Annotated in this window: 25 protein-coding genes and 2 other annotated features; of the genes, 8 read left to right on the forward strand and 17 right to left on the reverse strand. The window is 39.9% G+C overall.

All coding sequences use genetic code 11. The features are described 5' to 3' along the window. On the forward strand, positions 1-407 hold a 407-nt coding region (locus tag G396_RS11320; protein ID WP_034907389.1), incomplete at its 5' end, for a transposase. Here the strand turns inward: G396_RS11320 and G396_RS0101445 are convergent. After that, the gene (locus tag G396_RS0101445) at positions 352-1062 is read right to left on the reverse strand and encodes a B3/B4 domain-containing protein (RefSeq protein ID WP_028124824.1); all 711 of its coding nucleotides are present in this window, start codon (positions 1060-1062) and stop codon (positions 352-354) included. The genes G396_RS11320 and G396_RS0101445 overlap by 56 nt on opposite strands. Positions 1063-1099: 37 nt before the next feature. Beyond that, the gene (locus tag G396_RS09840) at positions 1100-1783 is read right to left on the reverse strand and encodes a M20 metallopeptidase family protein (protein ID WP_282705423.1); all 684 of its coding nucleotides are present in this window, start codon (positions 1781-1783) and stop codon (positions 1100-1102) included. Between the two features lie 23 nt (positions 1784-1806). Here G396_RS09840 and G396_RS11905 point away from each other — a divergent pair, with 23 nt between their 5' ends. Next, positions 1807-1932, forward strand: a complete 126-nt coding sequence (locus G396_RS11905) for a hypothetical protein (RefSeq protein WP_006418859.1) — start codon at positions 1807-1809, stop codon at positions 1930-1932. A gap of 228 nt (positions 1933-2160) precedes the next feature. Here G396_RS11905 and G396_RS0101455 read toward each other — a convergent pair whose 3' ends face one another. From G396_RS0101455 to G396_RS09845, 5 genes are all read right to left on the reverse strand, one after another. Further along, positions 2161-2415, reverse strand: coding sequence for a type B 50S ribosomal protein L31 (locus tag G396_RS0101455; RefSeq protein WP_006418782.1), 255 nt, complete (start codon positions 2413-2415; stop codon positions 2161-2163). A gap of 106 nt (positions 2416-2521) precedes the next feature. Further along, a complete protein-coding gene (locus G396_RS0101460; protein ID WP_006418847.1) occupies positions 2522-2746 on the reverse strand; it encodes a YdbC family protein in 225 nt (74 codons plus the stop codon). 11 nt (positions 2747-2757) lie between these two features. After that, the gene (locus G396_RS0101465) at positions 2758-3216 is read right to left on the reverse strand and encodes an aminoacyl-tRNA deacylase (RefSeq protein WP_006418941.1); all 459 of its coding nucleotides are present in this window, start codon (positions 3214-3216) and stop codon (positions 2758-2760) included. A 29-nt stretch (positions 3217-3245) separates the two neighbouring features. After that, positions 3246-4502, reverse strand: coding sequence for a UDP-N-acetylglucosamine 1-carboxyvinyltransferase (gene murA / locus G396_RS0101470; protein ID WP_006418728.1), 1257 nt, complete (start codon positions 4500-4502; stop codon positions 3246-3248). 20 nt (positions 4503-4522) lie between these two features. Continuing rightward, on the reverse strand, positions 4523-5326 hold the full coding sequence (locus G396_RS09845) for a hypothetical protein (RefSeq protein ID WP_051221049.1): 804 nt from the start codon (positions 5324-5326) through the stop codon (positions 4523-4525). A gap of 135 nt (positions 5327-5461) precedes the next feature. Between G396_RS09845 and G396_RS0101480 the strand changes: the two genes are divergently transcribed. After that, positions 5462-6010, forward strand: coding sequence for a hypothetical protein (locus tag G396_RS0101480; protein WP_028124825.1), 549 nt, complete (start codon positions 5462-5464; stop codon positions 6008-6010). A gap of 90 nt (positions 6011-6100) precedes the next feature. On the opposite strand, the gene trkA is transcribed toward G396_RS0101480, so the two are convergent. From trkA to G396_RS0101505, 5 genes are all read right to left on the reverse strand, one after another. Beyond that, positions 6101-7462 carry a Trk system potassium transporter TrkA gene (gene trkA, locus G396_RS0101485; RefSeq protein WP_028124826.1) on the reverse strand — a complete coding sequence of 454 codons (1362 nt, stop codon included), beginning with the start codon at positions 7460-7462 and terminating at the stop codon, positions 6101-6103. A gap of 10 nt (positions 7463-7472) precedes the next feature. Continuing rightward, positions 7473-8921: a TrkH family potassium uptake protein gene (locus G396_RS0101490; protein WP_028124827.1), complete on the reverse strand. Its 1449-nt coding sequence runs from the start codon at positions 8919-8921 to the stop codon at positions 7473-7475. Between the two features lie 182 nt (positions 8922-9103). Continuing rightward, the gene (gene fba, locus G396_RS0101495) at positions 9104-9961 is read right to left on the reverse strand and encodes a class II fructose-1,6-bisphosphate aldolase (RefSeq protein WP_006418899.1); all 858 of its coding nucleotides are present in this window, start codon (positions 9959-9961) and stop codon (positions 9104-9106) included. A 314-nt stretch (positions 9962-10275) separates the two neighbouring features. Then, complete coding sequence (gene rpoE, locus G396_RS0101500; protein WP_028124828.1) at positions 10276-10962, reverse strand: DNA-directed RNA polymerase subunit delta; 687 nt, start codon at positions 10960-10962, stop codon at positions 10276-10278. Positions 10963-11002: 40 nt separating this feature from the next. Beyond that, complete coding sequence (locus tag G396_RS0101505) at positions 11003-11419, reverse strand: YwiB family protein (protein WP_006418775.1); 417 nt, start codon at positions 11417-11419, stop codon at positions 11003-11005. Positions 11420-11522: 103 nt separating this feature from the next. Here G396_RS0101505 and G396_RS0101510 point away from each other — a divergent pair, with 103 nt between their 5' ends. Then, on the forward strand, positions 11523-12374 hold the full coding sequence (locus tag G396_RS0101510) for a lipoate--protein ligase family protein (RefSeq protein ID WP_051221051.1): 852 nt from the start codon (positions 11523-11525) through the stop codon (positions 12372-12374). Between the two features lie 18 nt (positions 12375-12392). Further along, positions 12393-13787, forward strand: coding sequence for an HD domain-containing protein (locus G396_RS0101515; protein WP_006418870.1), 1395 nt, complete (start codon positions 12393-12395; stop codon positions 13785-13787). Between the two features lie 139 nt (positions 13788-13926). Here G396_RS0101515 and G396_RS0101520 read toward each other — a convergent pair whose 3' ends face one another. The 3 genes from G396_RS0101520 to G396_RS0101530 all read right to left on the reverse strand — a co-directional run bounded on the left by G396_RS0101520 (position 13927) and on the right by G396_RS0101530 (position 17111). Continuing rightward, the gene (locus G396_RS0101520) at positions 13927-14862 is read right to left on the reverse strand and encodes a MetQ/NlpA family ABC transporter substrate-binding protein (RefSeq protein WP_006418945.1); all 936 of its coding nucleotides are present in this window, start codon (positions 14860-14862) and stop codon (positions 13927-13929) included. Between the two features lie 100 nt (positions 14863-14962). Beyond that, positions 14963-15222 (reverse strand) — a binding site (T-box leader). Positions 15223-15327: 105 nt separating this feature from the next. Further along, the gene (locus G396_RS0101525) at positions 15328-16044 is read right to left on the reverse strand and encodes a methionine ABC transporter permease (RefSeq protein WP_034907393.1); all 717 of its coding nucleotides are present in this window, start codon (positions 16042-16044) and stop codon (positions 15328-15330) included. Next, positions 16044-17111 (reverse strand): methionine ABC transporter ATP-binding protein, encoded by a 1068-nt coding sequence (locus G396_RS0101530; RefSeq protein WP_028124831.1) that lies wholly within the window; start codon positions 17109-17111, stop codon positions 16044-16046. Before G396_RS0101530 ends, G396_RS0101525 begins: the two co-directional genes overlap by 1 nt. Before the next feature lie 45 nt (positions 17112-17156). Further along, positions 17157-17397: a binding site (T-box leader), on the reverse strand. 115 nt (positions 17398-17512) lie between these two features. Between G396_RS0101530 and G396_RS0101535 the strand changes: the two genes are divergently transcribed. The 3 genes from G396_RS0101535 (at position 17513) to mscL (ending at position 20303) form a co-directional block, all read left to right on the forward strand. Then, on the forward strand, positions 17513-18685 hold the full coding sequence (locus tag G396_RS0101535) for an aminotransferase class I/II-fold pyridoxal phosphate-dependent enzyme (RefSeq protein ID WP_006418788.1): 1173 nt from the start codon (positions 17513-17515) through the stop codon (positions 18683-18685). Between the two features lie 18 nt (positions 18686-18703). Beyond that, positions 18704-19819, forward strand: coding sequence for an NAD(P)/FAD-dependent oxidoreductase (locus G396_RS0101540; RefSeq protein ID WP_028124832.1), 1116 nt, complete (start codon positions 18704-18706; stop codon positions 19817-19819). A gap of 109 nt (positions 19820-19928) precedes the next feature. After that, the gene (mscL, locus tag G396_RS0101545; RefSeq protein ID WP_006418747.1) at positions 19929-20303 is read left to right on the forward strand and encodes a large conductance mechanosensitive channel protein MscL; all 375 of its coding nucleotides are present in this window, start codon (positions 19929-19931) and stop codon (positions 20301-20303) included. Between the two features lie 75 nt (positions 20304-20378). Here mscL and G396_RS0101550 read toward each other — a convergent pair whose 3' ends face one another. Together G396_RS0101550 and G396_RS0101555 are read right to left on the reverse strand one after the other, a co-directional pair. Beyond that, complete coding sequence (locus tag G396_RS0101550) at positions 20379-20924, reverse strand: DNA-3-methyladenine glycosylase I (protein WP_028124833.1); 546 nt, start codon at positions 20922-20924, stop codon at positions 20379-20381. 11 nt (positions 20925-20935) lie between these two features. Beyond that, entirely contained in the window at positions 20936-21955 is a 1020-nt protein-coding gene (locus tag G396_RS0101555; RefSeq protein ID WP_006418880.1) for a YdcF family protein, read from the reverse strand. Positions 21956-21958 lie beyond the last annotated feature (3 nt).

Here is a 21958-nt window from a genome sequence, read left to right on the forward strand (position 1 = left end):
TATGGGACTATTATAAAAGTAAAGCCAAAGAATACTTAGAAAGCGATTCAGGTTGCCAACTATATGCTCAACGTAAAATAGAAGTTGAGCCTGTTTTTGGTCAAATGAAGCGCAATTTTGGTGTACGAAGAGTTCATGTAAGAGGAAAAATTGGGGTTTCAAATGATATTGGAATCCTGTTAATGGCAATGAATTTAACCAGATTAGCAGAAATGATAAGAAGAAAAGGAAGGGGACCTCTTTTCTTTTCTTATATTTTATTAAAATTAATAAAAACCGAGAAACATCTCATCTTTTTGAAATGTTTGTCGGTTATTTTTGAGACTTTTTGCCCAGCCTCTTCTTTTGTTTTTACATTAAATCTGCTTGGGGATTTTCTTTGGTTAAGGTCTGAATTTTACCCTTAACCCCTAATAGTTTCTCAGCCAAGGCTTGAATCTCGGCAATTGCCTGGCCGGCTGCTTCAGCCTGTTGGCTTGAAGCATTGTCTACAATGATAAACGCATTGGTCGTATCTTCCGTCAACATGGTCCGTTGCGCTTCGCGCCAGTTCAAGCACCGACAGATGGCGCCTTCACTATCATAATAAATCACTTCACCTTCCAAGGCTGGGGCATCTTCCTCAGCACCGAGAGGTAAAAAGGCTTCGCCGCCTTGGGCTGTACCCAAATGGATATCACCCGCCATTTTATCAATATCTTCACCGCCCACTGGCACGCCATATTTAAGGGAAGCATAGTTATAGATATCGACTAAGGGAATAATAGGTGAGAATTCATGCCCTTGGCTAATCCGTTTTAAGAGGGCTTCAATTGAAGACCGCGCTCCTTTTTTGGTTTTAAAGGTTTTAAAGGCTTCCCGCCAAATAGCAACGGATGGGTTTTGTGAGAAGGTATCTTCGGTTAAATGGGCTTGAGCTGCTTTTCCACCTTCTTTCAGAAGGGCTTCGTATTCAGCTTCGTTACCTTGGTAATGATTGTCAATACCTTCTAAGACTAGAATGTTAATCACTGCATCTGGAAATAGGTCCCAATAAGATGGGTTAACGATAAATTGTTTCAAACTATCACACTCCTTTATTTAATAATAACATATTTTTCTAAAATTTAGCTTGATTTAGGTAAGCTAAGACATAGGTCGCATATAGGGTCGCACCATAATCTAAACCATCTTCATCAATATCAAAGTGGGCATTATGGTGAGAATAATTAGTCGCTTTAGCAGCATTCCCACAGCCTACTACAGCAAATAAGCCATTTCCTGCTTGCGAATAATAGCCAAAGTCTTCAGAGGCCATAATAGCCTTGCTTGGATAAAGGGTATCTGCGCCATAAAGGTCGGTCACCACTTGACCTAATAATTCAGATCCTTGAGCTTGGTTGTGGACCGCATCCAGTAAGCGGGTATAGTCAACTTCAACTTGCCCCCCGTGCATGGCGGCAATATGGTCAGCATAAGCCGCTACGGCCGCTTCCACCTTATCACGGGCTTCATTATGGAAAGTCCGGACGGTCCCTTCCAAGACCGTTTCCTCGCAGACCACATTAAAACGCCCATCCACAGTATTCACCTTACCAATGGTTAAAACGGCTGGTTGTTGCGGATCCACGGCCCGTGACACAATACTCTGCGCATTGCTAATAAATTGTCCGGCCATGACGACTGAATCAACGCCTGCTTGCGGTTCAGAAGCATGGGCGCCTTTACCAATAAAAGTAATTTTGAAAACATCTGCGGCGGTCATGAAGGGTCCTAGGTTGACTGCCACCTTACCTGTAGGAATAAGATACTAAATATGCATACCAAATGCATGATCCACTCCTTCATGAAATTGCTCCAAAAATGCTGATTGCTGGTTTTGTCACCGTCTCTATTGCCTCAGTTATCCTAGCAGGTATTTTAGCTCCAATTGTCATCAGTATTGCAGGTTAAACCTAAATTAATTGGAATTCTAACCAAAAAAAGGGAGCGGGCAAGAAGTAGAAAATCTGTGATTTTCGCTTCGTCTGCCCGCTCTCCACAGTTGACTAGGACGGAACAAGTCGCATTGCGACGCTGCTTCCATCCAGTCAACTACTGCGTTGTATTATTATAATTTTAAAATGAAAAAGCGGGACTGGGCTTTTTTGCCCAGTCCCTTTTTCTTTAACTTCTTTAAGCTTAGTCCTTGTTGGTGAAACCGTATTTTTTGTTGAAACGGTCCACACGGCCATCGGCTTGCGTGAATTTTTGACGTCCAGTATAGAATGGATGTGAATCAGAAGTGATTTCCATCCGAATTAATGGATATGAATTACCGTCTTCCCATTCAACTGTTTCTTGAGAAGATTTGGTTGAACCAGATAAGAATTTAAAACCGGTTGTTGTATCCATGAAGACAACTGGATGATAGTCTGGATGAATTCCTTGTTTCATACTAATACTTCCTTTCTGCCGTAAGCTATTTGCTAGCTCACAGTTATTCTGCGCAATGTGCAACACAATGATGATACCACGAATGTTTAAAGAATGCAAAAGATTTTTAGTCTAAATCCATTTTATTCAAGCAATCCCGTAGGATCTTAAGTTCTTCATGAGTAAAAGTAAGGCCTTTGCCCATTTTTTCATAATCTGGGTCCCAGTCACGAATATCATACTTAGCTGGACGGCCATTCCAAGCCACCTTAGTGAGTTCCTTGGCCCAACCCTTGGCATTGGTTGATAATTGACCATAATGCTCTTCAATTTCAAAGCTAAAATCTGCCATAATTCTACCTCCTAGTCCTGAGTTTTTAAATCTTGGAAAGTCACCGGAATTACTTGTTCAATTGCCCGGGGCGCCACCTGGACTGAAAAACCTCGACGGCCACCCGAAAACTTAATGGTCTCAAATTCTAAGGCCGATTGATCAAAAACCGTCGTGAGTAATTTTTTCATACCAATCGGTGAACAGCCGCCATGGACATACCCGGTTAAGGGGAGAAGTTCTTTTTCTTTAATCATTTGTATATTTTTTTCTGATACAGCCTTAGCCGCCTTTTTTAAATCCAATTCATGGTCGACCGGCACCACAAAAACATAATTCTGACCACTTTTGCCAACCGTCACCAAGGTTTTAAAAACATCAGGCTGAGCATGGTCTTTCTTAATAGTTTCTGAATCCCATTCAATAGGTTCATAATCAATCTTATGTTGATCTAAGACCCGCATCACATTAGTTTTATGTTTTTTAGACATTCTTTTCCTTCTTTACTGACTATTCAAGGCTAATCTTCAATCATCTCAATATCCGCTCCGAGTGCTTGGAGCTTGCTAACAATATTAGCATAGCCGCGGAGGATATTGGTCACACCTGAAATTGTGGTTTCACCCTCAGCAATTAAACCAGCAATCACTAAACAAGCACCGGCTCGTAAATCAGAAGCTTCAACTGGGGCACCTGATAATTTACATGGACCTTCTAAGCGAATAATATCACCATCCACTTTAATATTAGCCCCCATCCGATTTAATTCAGGGATATGTTTGACTCGTTGCGGATAAATTGTATCAGTGATAGAACCTCGACCTTCTGCTAACAGTAAGAGCGGGGTAATTGGTTGCTGTAAGTCTGTCGCAAAACCTGGATAAGGTAGGGTCTTGATGGTTGGCATGGTTAAAGTATCTTGGGGATGAACAAAAACATAATCTTCCCCAATTTCCAATTTAGCGCCCATTTCATCTAATTTAGCAATATAGGATTCAATGTGTTCATATAAGACATTATTTACCTTAACTCCCCGGCCCATGGCCACAGCCGCAGTAATATAGGTGCCGGCTTCAATCCGGTCTGGAATAATCGTATGGTTGGTCCCATGTAATTGGTCAACCCCTTCAATCCGAATCACATTGGTCCCTGCCCCTTTGATTTTAGCGCCCATCTTATTTAAGAGGGTCACTACATCAATAATCTCCGGTTCACGGGCGGCATTTTCAATGACTGTTTTACCCTTGGCACAAACTGATCCTAGGATTGCATTAATGGTGGCCCCCACTGAAACCACATCCATATAAATCCGACCCCCTTTTAAGCCTTGGTCTGATTTAAGCGTTACTACCCCATATTCTTCAGTCACGTCAGCGCCTAACATACGGAAGGCTTTTAAATGTTGGTCAATTGGACGTGGGCCAAGGAAACAACCTCCCGGTAAGCCAATCACACCATGACCAAACTTACTTAAAGTCGCTCCCATGAAATAATAAGAAGCACGAAGTGATTGAATCTTACCCGTTGGCATTGGAATTGAAACCATGTGGGTCGGATCAATTTTTAAGGTACCATCGTTAAATTCTGTTTTTACATTGAAATCATTTAAGATATCAAGCAAAGAATACACATCTTGTATATCCGGTACGCCTTCAAGCACTACCTCAGAATCGGCAAGAACAGCAGCGGGAATTAAAGCAACCGTAGAGTTCTTAGCGCCATTAATTGTTACTTCCCCTTGTAATTTCTTACCACCACGGATACGTAATTTTTGCATATAATTTCTCCTATCTTTATTTAGACCCCTAGGCCTTGCTTAATTTCTTTATTAATCTTTGATAAAGCATTTAATTGATCTTGGTCTTTTAAATCGGCTAGGGTCATTAACTCACCTAACAAATGATTAATTTCCTCAAGCGATAATTGACCACGTTCTTTAACCCAAGCTTGATCCACAAATACAACTTCATGGGCTGATAAGTTACGTACATATTTTTCCACCGCCCGCATCCGGGTGGCCTTAGCAACAAGATCCTTATCTTGGCTATGGTCGGTGATTAGTTTTAGCAGATGACTTGAGGAAAGATATTGGTCATAGTTAAAATGGTCACCATAATATCTATGAAAAGTTTGATTAACGATATTATCAGAAGCTTCTACCCGACTCTGTTTCCACTGCAAACCTCGGTATAGGTGGCGACCATCGATATCCTCTTTCTTGATAGGTTCAATGAACTGATCTAATTGTGGCATCACTCGTTTTTCAAAAATTAAACGAAAAATATTAACCAAAATTGGGGTTAAGGCACGGAAATAATCGCCATATTCTTGTCGTTTCAGTTGAATCTGTAAAGCACGGTAAGCCGCATAAGTCGCTTGTTCTAATGCCTCAGGGCGTAAGAGTTGGTCTTGGTCTAGTTCCTGGGCAAGTTTATCAATGACTGCTAGGTTGCCTTGGACCAAGGCCTGGCCTAAGCGGGCAAAAGCTTGTAAGCTAGCGGGGGCTCCTTCTTTTTGCAAGAGTTTAACTAGCATTGCATAGTCATGCTGGTCTAATAAATAGTCTAAGAGTCCTAAATTTTCTTCTTTTATATGTCCCAATCTGGTCACCTCAACTGTATCTTAGTAATATCTATGATACTATAATTAAGACTTGAATTCGAGTGGATGAACCCACCGCCTATTTTAGCAAGTTTTCCCAGTCATTCTCAACTATTTTTTAGAAAGTGTGATTTAATGCATCCGGAAATTAAAAAAATCTATCAAAATTATCCGCAAATCCCTTATGTTAATCCCCAGAGGGACCTCAATACTTGGCTCAAGGACCTAAAAATCGGTAAGGCCAAACTGGTTCCTAAACGCAATATGGAAACGACTCCTGACGGCCTTTTACCCGGCGACCTTATTTTACTCTGGCGAATTGCCTTTGGTACTTTTACCAATAAATCTTGGTTTCCTAAATACTTTGAATATGATTATGGGATCGATGCTCCTAGTCATTTACAGAATTTGCTTGACCAAGGCTACGCCTATATCGAAAGCCCCTTCCAGTCATTAGACCACATCACTGCTGCTGAAGTTAAGAATATACTAAAAAAACATGGCATTAAAGGGTATTCTAAATTAAAACGTGACCAACTTGATCAGCTCTTACAAGCAGAAATCACAGAGGCAGAGCTTGATCAAGAATTTACCGTTCGTGGCTTAGCCCTCACAGAAAAAGGCCAAACAGCCTTAGATAGTAACCCTGACGTTATTGACCGTCACCCTAAGAAAAAGTATTAGCTTTAACTATAAACACTAAATAATATAGATAAAAGCGGACCTACTACCTGAAAATCGCTGATTTTCAACAAGTAGATCCGCTCTTTTGCTTTATTTTTTAATTAACTGATTTATATCAGAAATATTTTGATGCTCCGTAATAATTGTGACATAATCGCCTACTTGGATTTGATCAAGTCCTGAAGGGATAATTATTTTTCCTTGGCGATAAATCCCCATAATTAAAGTATTATCCAAGAGATCTAAATCCATTAATCGAGCTCGCGTAATCTCAGCCTCTTGCAAGACCTCAAACTCCATGGCCTCAACGTGTTGATCTTCATCTACTAATTTATACAAGTTGACCACCGATGAATTTTGAGTCGCTTTTAAGGATCGGGTTAAGCGAATAATCCGATCGGCCACCAATTGTTTAGGTGTGATAATGGTGTCCAATCCTAAGTAGGATAGAGGCTTAAGTAAGTATGGTCGATCAATTTTAGTAATAACCTTAGGAACTTGACGTGACTTAGCATAAAGAGAAACAATCATATTTTCTTCGTCGTTCTGATTAATGGAGACTACGGCATCATAACGGTCGATTCCTTCGGCATCTAAGACTTTTTGGTCAGTATTATCAGCGTGAATCACCTCTACCTTTGGGAAAGCCAAAGCGAGCCGTTGACAATTTTCTAAATCATTTTCAATAACTTTTATTGCTTTCTTCCGTTTACTTAATTGTTCCAATAAGAAATAAGTTAATTGCCCGCCCCCGATGATAAGGACGCTTGAAGCGGTTTTCTTATTAAATTTAAGGGTATTATATAGGTCTTTTAAATCTTTGCGGGCTGCCGTCACATGGATTTCATCCCCACTTTGAATTCGAAAAGATCCATCCGGAATGATAATTTGATTATCGCGTTTCACCATACAAACCAACATAGCGTGTTTGAAGCTACTATTGAACTCATTTAAAGTTTGGCCTTGAATCACACTTTTCTCTTTAACGGTTAGACCAACTAATTGAATATTGCCCTTAGCAAAACTCTCAATACTATTAGCAGTAGGATAAGTTAGAATTTGATCAATTAATTTAGCCGCATCCATCTCAGGGTTAATCATTTCTGAAATACCAATGGCTGACTGCATAAATTTAACATCCTCTAAATATTCAGGGTTCCGCACTCGACAAAAGACATGTGGTACCCCAAATTTTTCGGCCATCATGGCTGATATAATATTGGTTTCGTCAGAAGAGGTCACCGCAATAAACAAGTCAGCGGTATCCATGCCAGTTTCATGCATAGCCCGTAAGGAAGTGCCCGAACCTACGATGCCTTGAATATCATAGGTTGAATACAAGTCTTCGACCACCATATCATCTTGGTCAATCAAAACAATATTGGCCACTTGCCATAAAGACTCACAAATCGCAGCGCCGACCTGGCCACCACCACAGATTACAATTTTCATGGTTCACTCCTTATCCTTTGGTCCAGACTTTATAATTAAACAAAATTAGCACAGGGTATATTTCCAAACGGCCAATAATCATTAAGAAAGTGAGTACAATTTTACTAATCACAGTAAAACCAGCATAAGAACCTGTCGGTCCGACCACACCCATGCCCGGCCCTATATTATTCAAGGTCGCCGAAACTGCTGAGAAGGCGGTCAGGAAAGGACCTTGGGAAACTGAAACAACAAGGACGCCGATAATGAATATTAAACCATATAAGCCGAAATAAAAGAATGTTTGTTTAACATAAGATTCCGAAAGAATCTCCCCATCAATCGTGATGGGTAAAACCCGCCGCGGTTGTAAATTCAAGCGTAATTCTCTAATTATGGTTTTGCCATAAATCAATAAACGTGAGACTTTTAACCCACCTGCCGTCGAACCAGCCATACCCCCGGAAAACATTAAAATCAATAGAATCACATGGGTGAAGAGTGGCCATAAGGCAAAATCCGCAGTGGCATAACCAGTAGTAGAAATAATTGTAGAGACTGTAAACAAGGTATCTCTGAATAATACTTCCAAGCTATCATAAGAACCCGATAAGCTAATCATAATTCCGATTATGGCCAATCCTATAATTAAGAGAAATAATCTTAATTCTTCATTTTCAAAAATATCCTTGATTCGACCCAGCATCATAAAATAATAAAGATTAAAGTTAAAACCAAACAGAATCATAGCAATCGATAGGACATACTCAGCTGCCGGATTATGAAAGTAGGCCACGGATTCCGCTTTGTTAGCAAAACCACCGGTCCCTGCAGCCCCAAAAGCATAAATTAAGGAGTCAAATAAAGACATTCCTGTCATCATTAAAATTAAGACTAAAACAGCCGTCATTATTAAATAAATCTTATAAAGCATAAAGGCATAATTTTCATTCTTAGCAACTAATTTACCGAATTTTGGTCCCGGTACTTCCGCCCGCATGATATTAACCGTACCCTGACCTTTTTGCGGTACGAAGGCAAAAGCAAAGACTAAGAGACCCATCCCCCCCACCAAATGGGAGAATGAACGCCAAAACAAGGCAGATTGACTTAAAGCTTCAACATTAATTAATATACTAGCTCCTGTGGTCGTAAAGCCAGAAGCCATTTCAAAAACAGCATCGACTAAAGAAGGAATTTGACCTGAGATATAAAGGGGTAAGCCCCCAAAAAAAGAAAGAAAAAGCCAAGCAAGTGAAGTAATGGCTAGACCATCTACAAAAGTATATATAGCCTGATCCGGACTAAGTTTTCTAAGAGCAAAGCCAAGCAGAATAAGGATTGCTTGCACCCAAACATAGGCGGATAAACTTGCCAAGCTTTCACGATAAATTAAGCCTACAATGATTGGGAAAACTAACAAGCCTGCTTCTAAATAGGCAATATTTCCTAAAAAACTAAATACTAACCGTTTATTCATAGTTACTCCTTATCTATGACATTTTCATAATGATTCTAGTGTACCATGATATTTAACTTTGTAAACTCTTAGCCATAAATTAACTTTTACTCCTAAAATTTTAAAAATAACAAAAAAATAGGCAAGGAAACTAGTCGACTAAGACTAGTTCCTTCCCTATCATTTAATAATTACTAAAGCTATTAAGCTTTATTTGAAGAACCAAAGATATCCATGGTTTCTTTAGTTTTAGCAACAATCGCATCAAAACCTGGTTTGATAATTTTACGTGGATCATAAACATCAGCATCGTTATTTAATTTTTCACGCACTGCTTTTGTCCATTGTTGTTGTAATTCAGTATTCACATTGATTTTAGCATGACCACGTTTAATAGCTTCTTTAATTTGATATTCAGGAATACCAGATCCACCGTGTAATACTAATGGAGCACCTGTTAATTCAGAAATTTCTGACATTTCATCAAAACCTAAAACAGGTTCACCAACGTAGTTACCATGAACTGAACCTAAGGCAGCGGCTAGACAGTCAACGCCACCTTCTTTAACCATACGTAAACATTCTTGAGGGTCAGCATAGTTTACACCACCCGTTACGCCATCTTCCACACCGCCAACAGTACCAACTTCAGCTTCCACAGAAACGCCTTTAGAATGAGCATATTCAACAATTTCTTTGGTCATTTCGACGTTTTCATCAATTGGGAAGTGAGAGTGGTCAAACATAACAGATGAGAAACCTGCATCAATATATTCTTTAGCACTTTCAACAGAAGAACCATGATCTAAGTGTAAAGCAACTGGCACAGTAATATTCATTGTTTCTAATAAAGCATTAACCATCGCTGCGACCACTTTAGGTCCGCCCATGTATTTACCAGCACCTTCAGATACACCCAAAATAATTGGTGAATTGTTTTCTTGGGCAGCTGTTAGGACAGCTTGTGTCCATTCAAGGTTATTAATATTGAATTGACCGACTGCATATCCATTTTCTTTGGCTTTATTTAACATTTCCGTCATACTTACTAAACGACTCATTGATAAAGTCCCCCTTAAAATTTTTTCTTACTACATTTCTTATTATAGCTTAAACCTTATAAGATAGCTAGAAAAACCCATTGAAAACTAATCTTTATTTTATATTAATAAGTTCTACTATATTAGACTTATTCAATCTTTCAAATTGATTAAAAATAGAGGATCTCTTTTTATATCTGGACACAAAATGTCCATGTTAGCAAAAAATTTATTTCAAGTATTTAGATCAAATTTAACCACTAAAAAAGCCAAGTTATTATACCAATAACCTGACTTTATAAGTTTATTTTTATCAATGGAAGCTAAAGAATAAATTAATCTTCTTCCACTTCTTCATCTACGTACTCTTCTTCTTCGTCTTCTTCATCATACTCGTCATCGAAGTCTTCATCCGTTTCAGCTACAAAGTCATCATCGATCTCTTCATTATCAGTACCGAGCTCATCTAAATCAGATGCATAGGCACCTAACTCAGTATCTTCATCTTCAAGGTCTTCATCAGCAACAATTGTTAAATTATCACTAATCTCATCTGCTTCATCTTCTTCATCATCGTCATTGGTTTCATAGACTTCATCTTCATCGATTTGATCATAAATATCATCCACATCTTCAGGATCATCATCATTATAATCAATCATATCTTCATCATCAGAGAAGGCATTCAACTTGCTCTTATTCTTACGACGACGGTGACGTGGTAAATCTTCATCATCTAATGAATTGACAATTTCTTCGTCAATCGCATCAATCGCATACCAAGCTCGTAAGCCCCAACGATTTTCTCCTAGAGAGATAAAACGACCATCAATATTTAAATCGGTATAGAACCGAGCCATTTTTTCTTCTAATTCACTTTCAGATAAGTTTAAATAATCTTGGATTTTAATGAGTAAATTGGTAAATTCATGAACATCACTAGTTTCCTCTAAGATTGCATAAGCTACTTCCACCATGGATAATTCATTCAAGTTTTCACCTTTAAACGCTTGCAATTCCATCTTGCACTTCCTTCCTTACATACCCTTATATATTACCTATTTATCCTTGATAAATCAATTGATAGTCATAATTTCCTATTAAATGTCCCTGATTATATATCCGATACTTTAAGACTACCTGAATTTTATCGGCCACCTCCACTATTTGCAAATGGTCGGTTTGGATTTCTAACCCTAGGGCACCGGCTGGAGACATATAGGTCACCCGTTTTTTTTCACTTGGATCAAAGACCATCCGTCCTTGAGTCTGTCTCATCTCCAAGCTATAATTCTTGTCTGCCTTATCTTGCCATTTTAAATGGACCGTTAAGCCATTTATATCTTGATAGCTTAACTTAGAATAGGTTGACAATTGATAATAATCTGCCTGGGTTTGATGTTGAAAATGGTCACCACCCGCTTGTTCAGCATAACGAATATCTTGTTGTACCAGAATGGCAATTTGTTTTTTCTGCATAAAATCTTCTCCCAGCCCTGATTTAGACTAATATTACTATCAAATATTTGCTATAATTCAATCATACCCTAAGTTAGGGCAAAAGAAAATGAGGAGGCCTAGAATGGCACTTAATTTTTTTAAAACAATCAAACTTTTTGAATGGCAAAGATTCCATGATTTTGATAATCCGGAAAAGGACGACCCTAATAGTGGTCTAGCCTATCAAGATGCCTTTATCCGTTACCTCCCCCAAATCAACCAGGCTCAGCCAAACCAGCCTCAAGCCATTCTACACTACTATCCTTATAACCAAAAAGCCGTCCTCCTAGGTGGTAAAGATACCCGTCTCCCTCAGCTTCAGGCAGGTATTAATTATCTTGAATCTTTGGGTTACCGCGTCGTTGTTCGGCCTCATGGCGGACTAGCAGTGGTGAATGACCCACAAGTCCTCAATATTGCCATGGTCTTAGATAAAGATTATATTGATTTAACCATTGACAATGCTTATCAACTGATGATTGACCTAGTCCAAGTTTCATTAAACTTACAAGGCTATGCTCACATTAAAATCGAAGCCTATGAAATTGTCGACTCCTACTGTCCTGGTAAATTCGATATCGTGGTCGCTGGCCAAAAAATCGGAGGAATTGCCCAACGTCGCTTCCGCTCAGGTACCACCGTCGCGGCCTATATCTCTGTTGGGGGCAACCAAGACCAACGCAGTCTTGATATTAAAGAGTTTTATGCCCGTAGCCAGGCTGACCTTTCTTATCCCCAAGTCAATCTCAATAGTATGACCAGTCTTAGCCAAGTTCTGGGACTAGACATCAGCCTAGCCCAATATACCGCTTGGCTAGACCAAGTTTTTCAAAGTAAAGTTAATTTAACAACGGGAAACTTTAATCATCCCAGCCTTGAAGAAATCTATCAATACCGTTACCAACAAGCCCTTAAACGCAATCAACTCGGTTAACCAGTAAAGGAGTATGCTATGGATCACATCCAAAAAACTAAGAATGAATTAAGCCGTGAAAAAGTCTTCCGTGACCCGGTTCATGATTATGTTCATGTTCGTGACAGCATTATTTTAGACCTCATTAATAGTCGGGAATTTCAACGCCTCCGCCGGATTAAACAATTAGGCACTTCCTCTTATACCTTCCATGGTGCCGAACATACCCGCTTTAACCACTCTTTAGGAGTATATGAACTAACCCGTCGGATTATTAATAATTTTGTGCGCAACTATCCTACCCAAGAACCTGGTGATGGACTTTGGGATGACTCTGAACGAATGGTCGCCCTCTGTGCAGCCCTACTCCATGACATTGGTCATGGACCATTTTCTCATACCTTTGAGGGTATCTTTAACACCAATCATGAAGCCATAACCCAAGAAATCATCACTTCCCCTACCACTGAAGTTAACCAAATTCTAGCCAGCTTTGACCCTGACCTCCCTTTAAAAGTAGCCCAGGTAATCAACAAAACTTATGCCAATCAACAAGTGGTTCAACTGATTTCGAGTCAGATTGATGCTGACCGAATGGATTATTTACTCAGGGATGCTTATTATGCCGGTGTTTCTTATGGACAGTATGATTTAACTCGGATTTTACGGGTCATCCGTCCCTATGATAACAAGATTATTTTTGACTTCTCGGGCATGCATGCGGTGGAAGATTATATTGTTTCCCGCTATCAAATGTATATGCAAGTTTACTTCCACCCCGTTTCCCGCGGAATGGAAGAGATATTACAAAATCTTTTCCAACGAGCCAAATATTGTTACAGCCACAAGGCTGACCAAATGAAATTCTCGATTAATTTCTTGGTACCATTCCTTAATGACACATGGACCCTGGATGATTATCTTAAATTAGATGATCATCTCATGTCTGCTTATTTTACCCAATGGTTAGAAGAAAACGATCCAATCTTAAAAGATTTAGCCTATCGTTTTCTCAACCGACATCCTTTTAAGTCACTCTTAGTGAGTCAAGAAGACCGGGATGAACTCATGACTGCCTTGCAAAAAGAACTCGTGGCCAAAGGCTATGACCCAGAATATTACTTAGGTGAAAATTCATCCTATGACCTACCATATGATTATTTCCAACCCTATAAGACCAATAGCCAAAAGTCACCAATTGAATTAATCACCAAGAATAACCAAGTGGTCGAACTTTCCCAGGTTTCTGCCATTGTTAAATCACTCGCTGGACGGGAACGGGGCGATTACCGGCTCTACTTCCCACGTGAAGTCTTGCATGCCATTCAAGCTGCCGACCCAGCCAGCCATGATGCTAACCAAGCCAAAATCCTCCAAGCTCACTTGGAAGAAAGTAACGATGTAACTTACCATATTCAACAACGACTATTCTAGAACTAAACTGTTTAAATCAGTACCTAGAACAAATAAAAAGTGACCCTCAAATCTTGGAAAAATGTCCAAGTTTTGAGAGTCACTATTTTTTATCAAGTTTCTTATTAGATAGAAATTAAGGTAAGTGCTTTACACTTAATTATTCTTCACTAGAAGATTCTTGACTTTCTTCTGCTTGACTAGCAGACTCATCACCGGCTTGGTCTTGGTCTAAATTCAAAGGATATTCATCATTTTCAGTCCAAGCTGGTAAGTCAGCCCCATCAGAAACTTCAGCTAATTTATCGCTTACTTCTTGTGAATGATACAATTCGGCTACATGTTTATAAAGCTCATTATCTTTATCAGCAGACCGAGTCGCAATCACATTTTTATAATCAGCCGCTAAACTTTCGATATCATCACCGTCAGAGAAAATCGCATCATCCACTGACAGACCCGCATCCAAGGCAAAGTTATTATTGATGAAAGCTGCGGTTACATCAGGTAGGGCTGCGGCTAATTGGGCCGCATCTAATTCTTCAAATTCAATTTTCTTATCATTCTTGGTGACATCTTTAATAGTTGGTAAAACCCCAGCGGCATCATCGACTTCAATCACACCAGCTTGTTCTAAGGCTAGCAAGGCCCGGCCACCATTGGTTGGATCACTTGGAATCGCAACAGTATCGCCTTCAGCTAATTCATCTAAAGATTTTATTTTTTCAGAATAAGCACGGAGAGGGGCAACATAAGTAAAGGCTAAGGGAACCAAGTCACCTTCATTTGATTGATTCCATTCATTTAAAAAGGCAATATGTTGGAAGGCATTTAAGTCAATCGACCCATCTTGGAGGGCTACATTGGGTTGAACATAATCGGTAAATAAGACGATTTCTAAATCAATGCCTTCTTCTTTGGCCTTTTCTTGCACAACTTTCCAGACATCTTCTTCATATTCAGAAGCAACCCCTACGGATACTTTTTCACCATCAAAGACTTTTTCTTCTTGAGCCAAAGTGGAAGGGGCTAATAAGCCAGCGGCTAATAAACCAGCGGCAGATACTTTAATAAACTTTGCTAAAAATTTTTTCATGATAATGTCTCCTTTTCTTTTTTTGCAACCAAACAACAACCAGGGGAGTAACTTATTCTATCTATTGGATCGTCACCCAATAAAAAACTCCCGTCCTAAGCAAAAGGACGAGAGTTGAACTTCGTGTTACCACCTTAATTTGTTGCCCCATCACTAGGACAACCTCAACCGCTGCAGTTAACTTTTCTCCATTAACAATAGCGGGGCCAGACTAACGGGGGCAACCGTTCAAACTTATTGCCGAAGCATTCAGCTTGACCACTCCGTGGCCATTTTCAATCGCATTCTCCAACTTACTTCCACCAACCGTAAGCTCTCTATCTGGGCCCTTTGATTTACTTTCCACATCATCGTGTTTATTTATCTATATTTTATATAATAAAGCATGCTTTGGTATTTGTCAAAGTTTTTATGAAATTTTTATTATTTATTTTTAATTTTAATCCAGTTTAAATGAGCCTAATCTCATTTATTATGCTGGGTCCGCCGGATTAAGAGGTTAAAAATAACTTGGCTCACCAATACAATAATCAAAATAAGAATCGTGGAAACAATGATAATGTCCATCCGACTCCGTTGATAACCACGGGCAATAGCCATGGTTCCCAAGCCACCCCCACCGACAGAGCCTGCCATGGCGGTCAATCCAATCACTGAAATAACAGTAGAGGCAGATACTCTTAATAAGGCAGCCAAACCTTCTCTGAGATAAACTCGGAAGATAATATCCCAAGGTGATAGTCCCATGGCTTCAGCAGCTTCGACCACCCCACGATCGACTTCCAAAAGGGCAATCTCAACTTGGCGGGCAAAGAAAGGAATAGTTGAGGCCACAATTGGAACAACAGCCGCGGTTGGACCAATCGTGGTCCCAACAATCCCCCGAGTCACCTTAATCAATAAGGCAAGTAGAATAATAAAAGGAATCGACCGGAAAATATTAACCAAGGCATCTAAGAATTTATAGAATCGTTTGGATTCTAAAATTCCGCTCGGACCGGTCACCGTCATAATAATACCCAGAATGAGCCCGAGGCCACCGCCAAAGAGAATGGTAAGTAAAAGCATATAGATACTTTCCCAAGTGGCTTGCACAAACTCTTCGCGGAGCTCCCAAGCATAAGGCAATAGTTCTGTCATTTTAGCATTAAAGCTCTCTGAAAATAAGAATAAGGATGTCATTAGATTTTATCCTCCTTTAAGGCTTGAGCCTCGATTAATTCAGATAGGGTCTGAATACCCACACCATGTTCTTCTAAGTAAATTAAGGAAGCCTTAATATCTTGGTCGGCTCCGGTAATACCGACAAAAAGATTACCTACGGGAATGTCCTTTAGAATTTCGACATGGCCAAACAAGATATTAACCTGGACATGATAGTCTTGGACTAACTTAGTAATAAAGGGTTGAGTCGTTGTATCCCCGACATAAGACAAACGAACTAACTGACCTTGTTCACGTAAGCGATTGGTCGATTCGTGCCCAATAACCAAGGCTAATTCTTGGTCCAAATGTGTAGCAGTATTAATAAACTCCTTGGTTAAAGCTTCTTGGGGTTGGGTAAAGATTTCTACAATTGTTCCTTGTTCTAATAAGCGCCCATCCTCCATGACTGCTACCCGGTCACATAAGTCCTTCACCACATTCATTTCATGGGTAATAATCACAATTGTAATATTTAATTGTTGGTTTAGTTCTCTTAGTAACTCTAAGATAGAAGAAGTCGTTTTAGGGTCCAAAGCCGAAGTAGCCTCGTCACAGAGTAATATATCTGGATCATTGGCCAAAGCTCGGGCAATGGCCACCCTTTGCTTTTGTCCGCCTGATAACTGACTCGGATAGGCATCTGACTTATCTCTTAAGCCAACTAAATCCAACAATTCTGCCACCTTGGCCGCCTTTTCTTGCTTATTTAAACTTGAACCTTTTAAAGGAAAAGCCACATTCTCAGCAATGGTCCGTGACTCCATTAAATTAAAATGTTGGAAAATCATGCCGATTTTTTTACGAGCTTGGCGCAATTCACTGGCGGATAAGGCTAACATATCTTGGCCATTCACCTTCACACTGCCCTTAGTCGGTCTTTGTAAGAGATTAATGGTTCGGACTAAGGTTGATTTTCCTGCCCCAGAATAACCTACTATACCAAATATTTCCCCCGCTTGAATATCAATTGATACATCTTTAACTGCAGAGACAACGCGCTTATCACTATGGAAAAGCACATCAATATCTTTTAATTCAATCATGTTCTGAACTCCTTACAATTATTTAAATAAAAAAAGCGTCCTCCTAAAAAGGACGACGTGAATTCGTGTTACCACCTTAATTTGCTATAGTTATCGCTAACTATAACCTCAACCAGTACAAAAACTATACTGCGACCCAACTAACGGGGGCTCCCGTTCACTATTTCAAGTTTGTCATAGTGACCGCTCCATGGCCATTTTCAATAAGCTTCTCATGTTCACTTGCAGCAGATGTGAACTCTCTTAAAAAAGAATCCTTATTTACTTTCCATTTCATTGCGTTTCGATATAACTTATGTGTTAATATTACTGTAAATATGATAATTGTCAACCATAATTATTAAAATTATATCATAAATTTTGTTGACCCTTATCCTATGATCCTAGAAAGGTGATGCATCATGTCTTATCCATTCAATTCAAAAGTCGCCGCTGCTAAAGGCAGTCCCATCCGAGCCTTCAATGAGGAAATCGCTGGGATTAAAGACTTAGTTAAATTCTCTTTAGGTGAGCCCGACTACCCCGTGCCAGCAAAGGTCAAAGCAGCTCTCATCCAAGCAGTCGAAGATGACCTCTCTTCCTACACCCATTCTCGAGGAACCCTCGAATTACGCCAAGCCATCAGTCGGTATATAGAACGACACTACCATACCCATTACCGGCCCGAAGATGAAATTATTGTGGCCCACGGTGCCACAGGCGCTCTTTTTTCAACCTTAACTGCCCTCTTAAATCAAGGCGACCAAGTGATTGCTCCGGCGCCTTACTATGTCGCTTATAAAACCCAAGTAGAATTAAATCGCGCTGAGTTTATTCCTTTAGATACCAGCCAAAACAACTTCCGCTTAACTCCAGCCGATTTAGAGACAGCCATCCAAGCCCATCCCAGAACCAAGCTGATCCTTTTAAATCACCCGTCTAACCCGACTGGAGTAACTTATAACCGCCAAGAGTTACAAGCCCTTGCCCAAGTGATTCAAAAGCATGACTTATTAGTCGTTTCCGATGAAATTTATGCCCAATTGACCTATGACCATGCCCATATCTCCATGGCTGAACTCTTACCTGACCAAACAATCCTCATTAATGGCGCTTCTAAATCCCACGCCATGGTGGGTTGGCGAATGGGGATTATCGCCGGACCAAAAGTTTACTTAGATCAAATCTTTAAAGTACAACAAGCTTCCATTAATACACCCGTCACACCCATTCAAAAAGCAAGCATAGTCGCCTATGACCAGTGTGATGAAGACATTCAAGCCATGGTGCAAGCCTACCGCAAGCGACGCGATTATCTCCTCAAGGCTCTTGCTCCTTTAGGCTTTGCCGCAACGGAACCCCAAGGTGCCTTTTATCTCTTTGTCAAGGTGCCTGACTGGTTTAAAGGAACAGACTATGACTTCTGCTTACAAGTCGCCCAAAAGGTTGCCGTGGGCTTAACCCCTGGTTCTTCATTTGGAGAAGCTGGACAAGGTTACTTTAGAATTTCTTATGCAGCTAGCATGGAAAACCTACATTTACTGATAGATCGGCTCACTCAATTTCAAGACGCTTACCTACAAAGCAATCAATAGAAAGTGAGATGAATTCCCATGACCCAAAAATCAATCGCCATTGTTGGCGGCGGGATTGTCGGGGCAACTGCGGCCTATTACTTAGCCCGCCAAGGTTATCAACCCGTCCTATATGATTGGGGACAAGGACAAGCGACTAAGGCAGCCGCTGGAATCATCAATCCCTGGTTTTCTTTAAGGCGTAATCAGGCTTGGTTCCAATTAGTTGCCCATGGGGCTGAATTCTACCGTCAATTTATGGAAGACCTCAAACAAGATGGCTATCCCCACCAGGCAATTTTCCAAGTTGATGGCGCCCTCATGATTCGTCATTCTGATAAGGGATATGCCAGAGATTTAAAGCAAGCCCAGGAAAAACTCCCCCTATGGCCCGCCATTGGTCAGGTTAAAACCGTTAAGGCTAGAGATTATTTTCCTTTCCTAAAAGATGATTTAAAAGCAACCTATGTTGAGGGGGGTGGCCGGGTTGACGGTGAGCAACTGATTCGAATTCTTCACCGTGCCATTCAAGATCTCGGTGGGACAATCCACTATCAAGCAGTCAACTTGAACCAGAGGAATAATGGTTTAGAAATACAAGTTGAGGGTCAAAGCAAAACATACGACCAGGTCCTACTAGCAGTGGGTGCTTGGTTACCTATACTATTAGAACCCTTAAATTATCAGGTTAAGATTCACCCCCAAAAGGGGCAGCTCTATATTATCCAGGATGCTAACTTTAAAAATCAACATTGGCCCGTGGTCATGCCGCCCGGCTTAGGGGATATCATTCCCTTCAATGATGGCCGGATCATTATTGGCGCCACCCATGAAGAGGACCAAGCCTATAATTTAGACCCCGACCTTTCTCAACTCGAAGCGCTGCGTCAACATGTCAGTCAAATTGCCCCTGACCTCGCAGCCTATCCTATCCAAACATATAAGGTTGGGACTCGAGCCCAATCACAAGATTATTCAGTAGTTCTGGGGCAGGTTCCAGGTCTCAACCAAGTGTGGACCGTTTCAGGATTAGGGTCTTCTGGTTTAACCTCTGGTCCTTACTTAGGTTATCAATGGGCTAAACTGGTAAGTCAAGGTAAGTGGGATATTGACACTACCGCTTATCCAATTGAAGCTTATATTCAAAAACTTTAAAAATTATTTAAATAACGTTTTCATAATGTATTTAATTATACTTTCCCCTCGATATTTGCTATATTGACTAGTGGACGAAGGTTCATAATAAGAAGAAGGAGGAAATTTAATGTTTAAAGAGTTTCGTAATTTTATCGCTAATGATAATGTACTAACTATGGCGGTTGGTATCATCATGGGTTCCGCATTCACTGCTATTATTACAAGTTTAGTTGAAGATATTTTTATGCCAATCATTGCTGCCCTAACTGGTAAGGCTGATGTAACTGGAATTGCCTTAACTATTGGTAACACCCAAATCGGTATTGGTTTATTCTTACAAGCAATTATTAACTTTATCTTAATTGCTTCTTTACTATTCCTTACCCTTAAAGCTTTAGAAAAAGCTCAAGGTAAGAAATTAATTGCACCAGATGAAGAACCAGCTGGCCCAAGTGAAAGTGAACTATTAGAACAAATTTTACTTGAATTAAAAAATAAATAATTTAATAAAAATTTTCAGCCCTGAGCATCTTTGTGCTCAGGGCTTTTTTTTACGAAAATAGCTGATTCTATTTGTTTATCTAAAATCGCAAGCTAGGTCATGGTCATTAACCACCCCAATAGCTTGTAAATAAGAATAAATTGTGACTGACCCAATTTGTTTAAAACCATATTTCTTCAAAGCCTGGGTCACCTGGTCACTTAAAGGTGTCCGCTTAGGAACAAGTGTACCTGTCTGACGTTTAACCACTTTTTCCCGGCTAAAGGACCAAATAAACCGGTCAAAACTGCCATAATCCGCTTGAACCTTTAAGAAAGCTTGGGCATTCAAAACCGCTGATTCAATCTTGCGGCGGTTCCGTATAATCTTAGGATTATCACAAAGTTCTTCTAGTTTAGTTACATCATATTGGGAGATAGCTTGATAATCATAATTATCAAAAGCTTGTCTAAAATTGGCTTCCTTGCTTAAAACAAGTTGCCAAGAAAGACCTGTATGAAACATTTCTAATAAGAGCCATTTGAATAAATCATGATCATTATGGCAGGGATTCCCCCAAACCTGGTCATGGTAAGCTATATAGAAATCAGGCTTCCCTTCTACCCAACTACACCGATGCATCCTTTTCCTCCTTAATAAATACCGTAGATAATTTGATACAGCCATACCAGAAATATTAATAATAAATACAGATAATTCAAATGTTTAACCACCAGGAGAAAACCTAAGTAGTCACGAATTAAATAATAAGGCCATAAGTACCAAGCTACCCGCGTACCACGATAAGTAGCCTTCATCCCACTCGCTTGGCCGTAACAATAGGACCTTAGTACATGAAAACGACTGGTAAAAACAATGACTGGGGCAGCTTTTAAAGGACCCACTAGTAGCTCGCGCCCATAATAAAAATTTTGAAAGGTATTATGAGCCAAAGGCTCAAGAATAATTTTATCGCCCGCTACCCCACGTTCTATTAGATAATCGCGCATTTCTGCTGCTTCGCTGGTGTCTCCCCAAGCAATGGGACCCCCTGTAACAAGGAAATAAATCTTATTTTGGTCTGACAAGGGCTGGGCAATGTAGTAGGCCAAAGCCTGGTCAAGCCGACGGGCTAATAGCCGCGGAAACTGTTGGGGATTATCAATTTTTTGCCCCAAGACCATTAAGACTTGACCCTTAACTTTCAAGGGAAAGACTTGTAGAACCCAATTCAATAAACAAAAAGCAAGAAAATTAGCAATAAAATAAAGGGTAATTTCAATGACCATATCAATATAATTTTCAAAGCGAATTTCTTGTAAGTTAAAAGCTCCCCAAACCATAAAAATTATAGCTGCACTTAAAAGCATAACCATCAGGCCCGTAATTACTCGATACCATGCTTGTTCATGTTTTTCCTGCATATCCTTAAAGAGAGTCCCTAAAAGAACCACCAAAAAGATAGGAAGAAAGGCAATCACAAAACCAGAGGCAATATAGACAAACAATCGAATTGTGGCAAAAAACCGCATCGATGAAGTCACCATAAAACCAGTTAAGAGACTCGTTAAGCCATAGAAAATCCACACCATATCAGGATAAGGACCTTGTTTTTTACGGTAAAAAAAGAAAGCCAGACCAAAGAAGATGACTGCTAATCCATAATACATCATCTT

It is taken from the genome of Eremococcus coleocola DSM 15696, assembly GCF_000428865.1.
GTDB lineage: Bacteria > Bacillota > Bacilli > Lactobacillales > Aerococcaceae > Eremococcus > Eremococcus coleocola.

Coding starts and splice junctions, on each gene's coding strand:
- trkA (WP_028124826.1), bottom strand. CDS start 7,462: ATGAAAATTGTAATCTGTGGTGGTGGCCAGGTCGGCGCTGCGATTTGT.
- G396_RS0101480 (WP_028124825.1), top strand. CDS start 5,462: ATGCATCCGGAAATTAAAAAAATCTATCAAAATTATCCGCAAATCCCT.
- G396_RS0101540 (WP_028124832.1), top strand. CDS start 18,704: ATGACCCAAAAATCAATCGCCATTGTTGGCGGCGGGATTGTCGGGGCA.
- G396_RS0101505 (WP_006418775.1), bottom strand. CDS start 11,419: ATGCAGAAAAAACAAATTGCCATTCTGGTACAACAAGATATTCGTTAT.
- G396_RS11905 (WP_006418859.1), top strand. CDS start 1,807: ATGCATGATCCACTCCTTCATGAAATTGCTCCAAAAATGCTGATTGCT.
- G396_RS0101535 (WP_006418788.1), top strand. CDS start 17,513: ATGTCTTATCCATTCAATTCAAAAGTCGCCGCTGCTAAAGGCAGTCCC.
- G396_RS0101510 (WP_051221051.1), top strand. CDS start 11,523: ATGGCACTTAATTTTTTTAAAACAATCAAACTTTTTGAATGGCAAAGA.
- G396_RS0101465 (WP_006418941.1), bottom strand. CDS start 3,216: ATGTCTAAAAAACATAAAACTAATGTGATGCGGGTCTTAGATCAACAT.
- G396_RS0101530 (WP_028124831.1), bottom strand. CDS start 17,111: ATGATTGAATTAAAAGATATTGATGTGCTTTTCCATAGTGATAAGCGC.
- G396_RS0101455 (WP_006418782.1), bottom strand. CDS start 2,415: ATGAAACAAGGAATTCATCCAGACTATCATCCAGTTGTCTTCATGGAT.
- fba (WP_006418899.1), bottom strand. CDS start 9,961: ATGAGTCGTTTAGTAAGTATGACGGAAATGTTAAATAAAGCCAAAGAA.
- G396_RS0101525 (WP_034907393.1), bottom strand. CDS start 16,044: ATGACATCCTTATTCTTATTTTCAGAGAGCTTTAATGCTAAAATGACA.
- G396_RS0101490 (WP_028124827.1), bottom strand. CDS start 8,921: ATGAATAAACGGTTAGTATTTAGTTTTTTAGGAAATATTGCCTATTTA.
- rpoE (WP_028124828.1), bottom strand. CDS start 10,962: ATGGAATTGCAAGCGTTTAAAGGTGAAAACTTGAATGAATTATCCATG.
- G396_RS0101515 (WP_006418870.1), top strand. CDS start 12,393: ATGGATCACATCCAAAAAACTAAGAATGAATTAAGCCGTGAAAAAGTC.
- G396_RS0101460 (WP_006418847.1), bottom strand. CDS start 2,746: ATGGCAGATTTTAGCTTTGAAATTGAAGAGCATTATGGTCAATTATCA.
- murA (WP_006418728.1), bottom strand. CDS start 4,502: ATGCAAAAATTACGTATCCGTGGTGGTAAGAAATTACAAGGGGAAGTA.
- G396_RS0101520 (WP_006418945.1), bottom strand. CDS start 14,862: ATGAAAAAATTTTTAGCAAAGTTTATTAAAGTATCTGCCGCTGGTTTA.
- G396_RS0101555 (WP_006418880.1), bottom strand. CDS start 21,955: ATGATGTATTATGGATTAGCAGTCATCTTCTTTGGTCTGGCTTTCTTT.
- mscL (WP_006418747.1), top strand. CDS start 19,929: ATGTTTAAAGAGTTTCGTAATTTTATCGCTAATGATAATGTACTAACT.
- G396_RS0101550 (WP_028124833.1), bottom strand. CDS start 20,924: ATGCATCGGTGTAGTTGGGTAGAAGGGAAGCCTGATTTCTATATAGCT.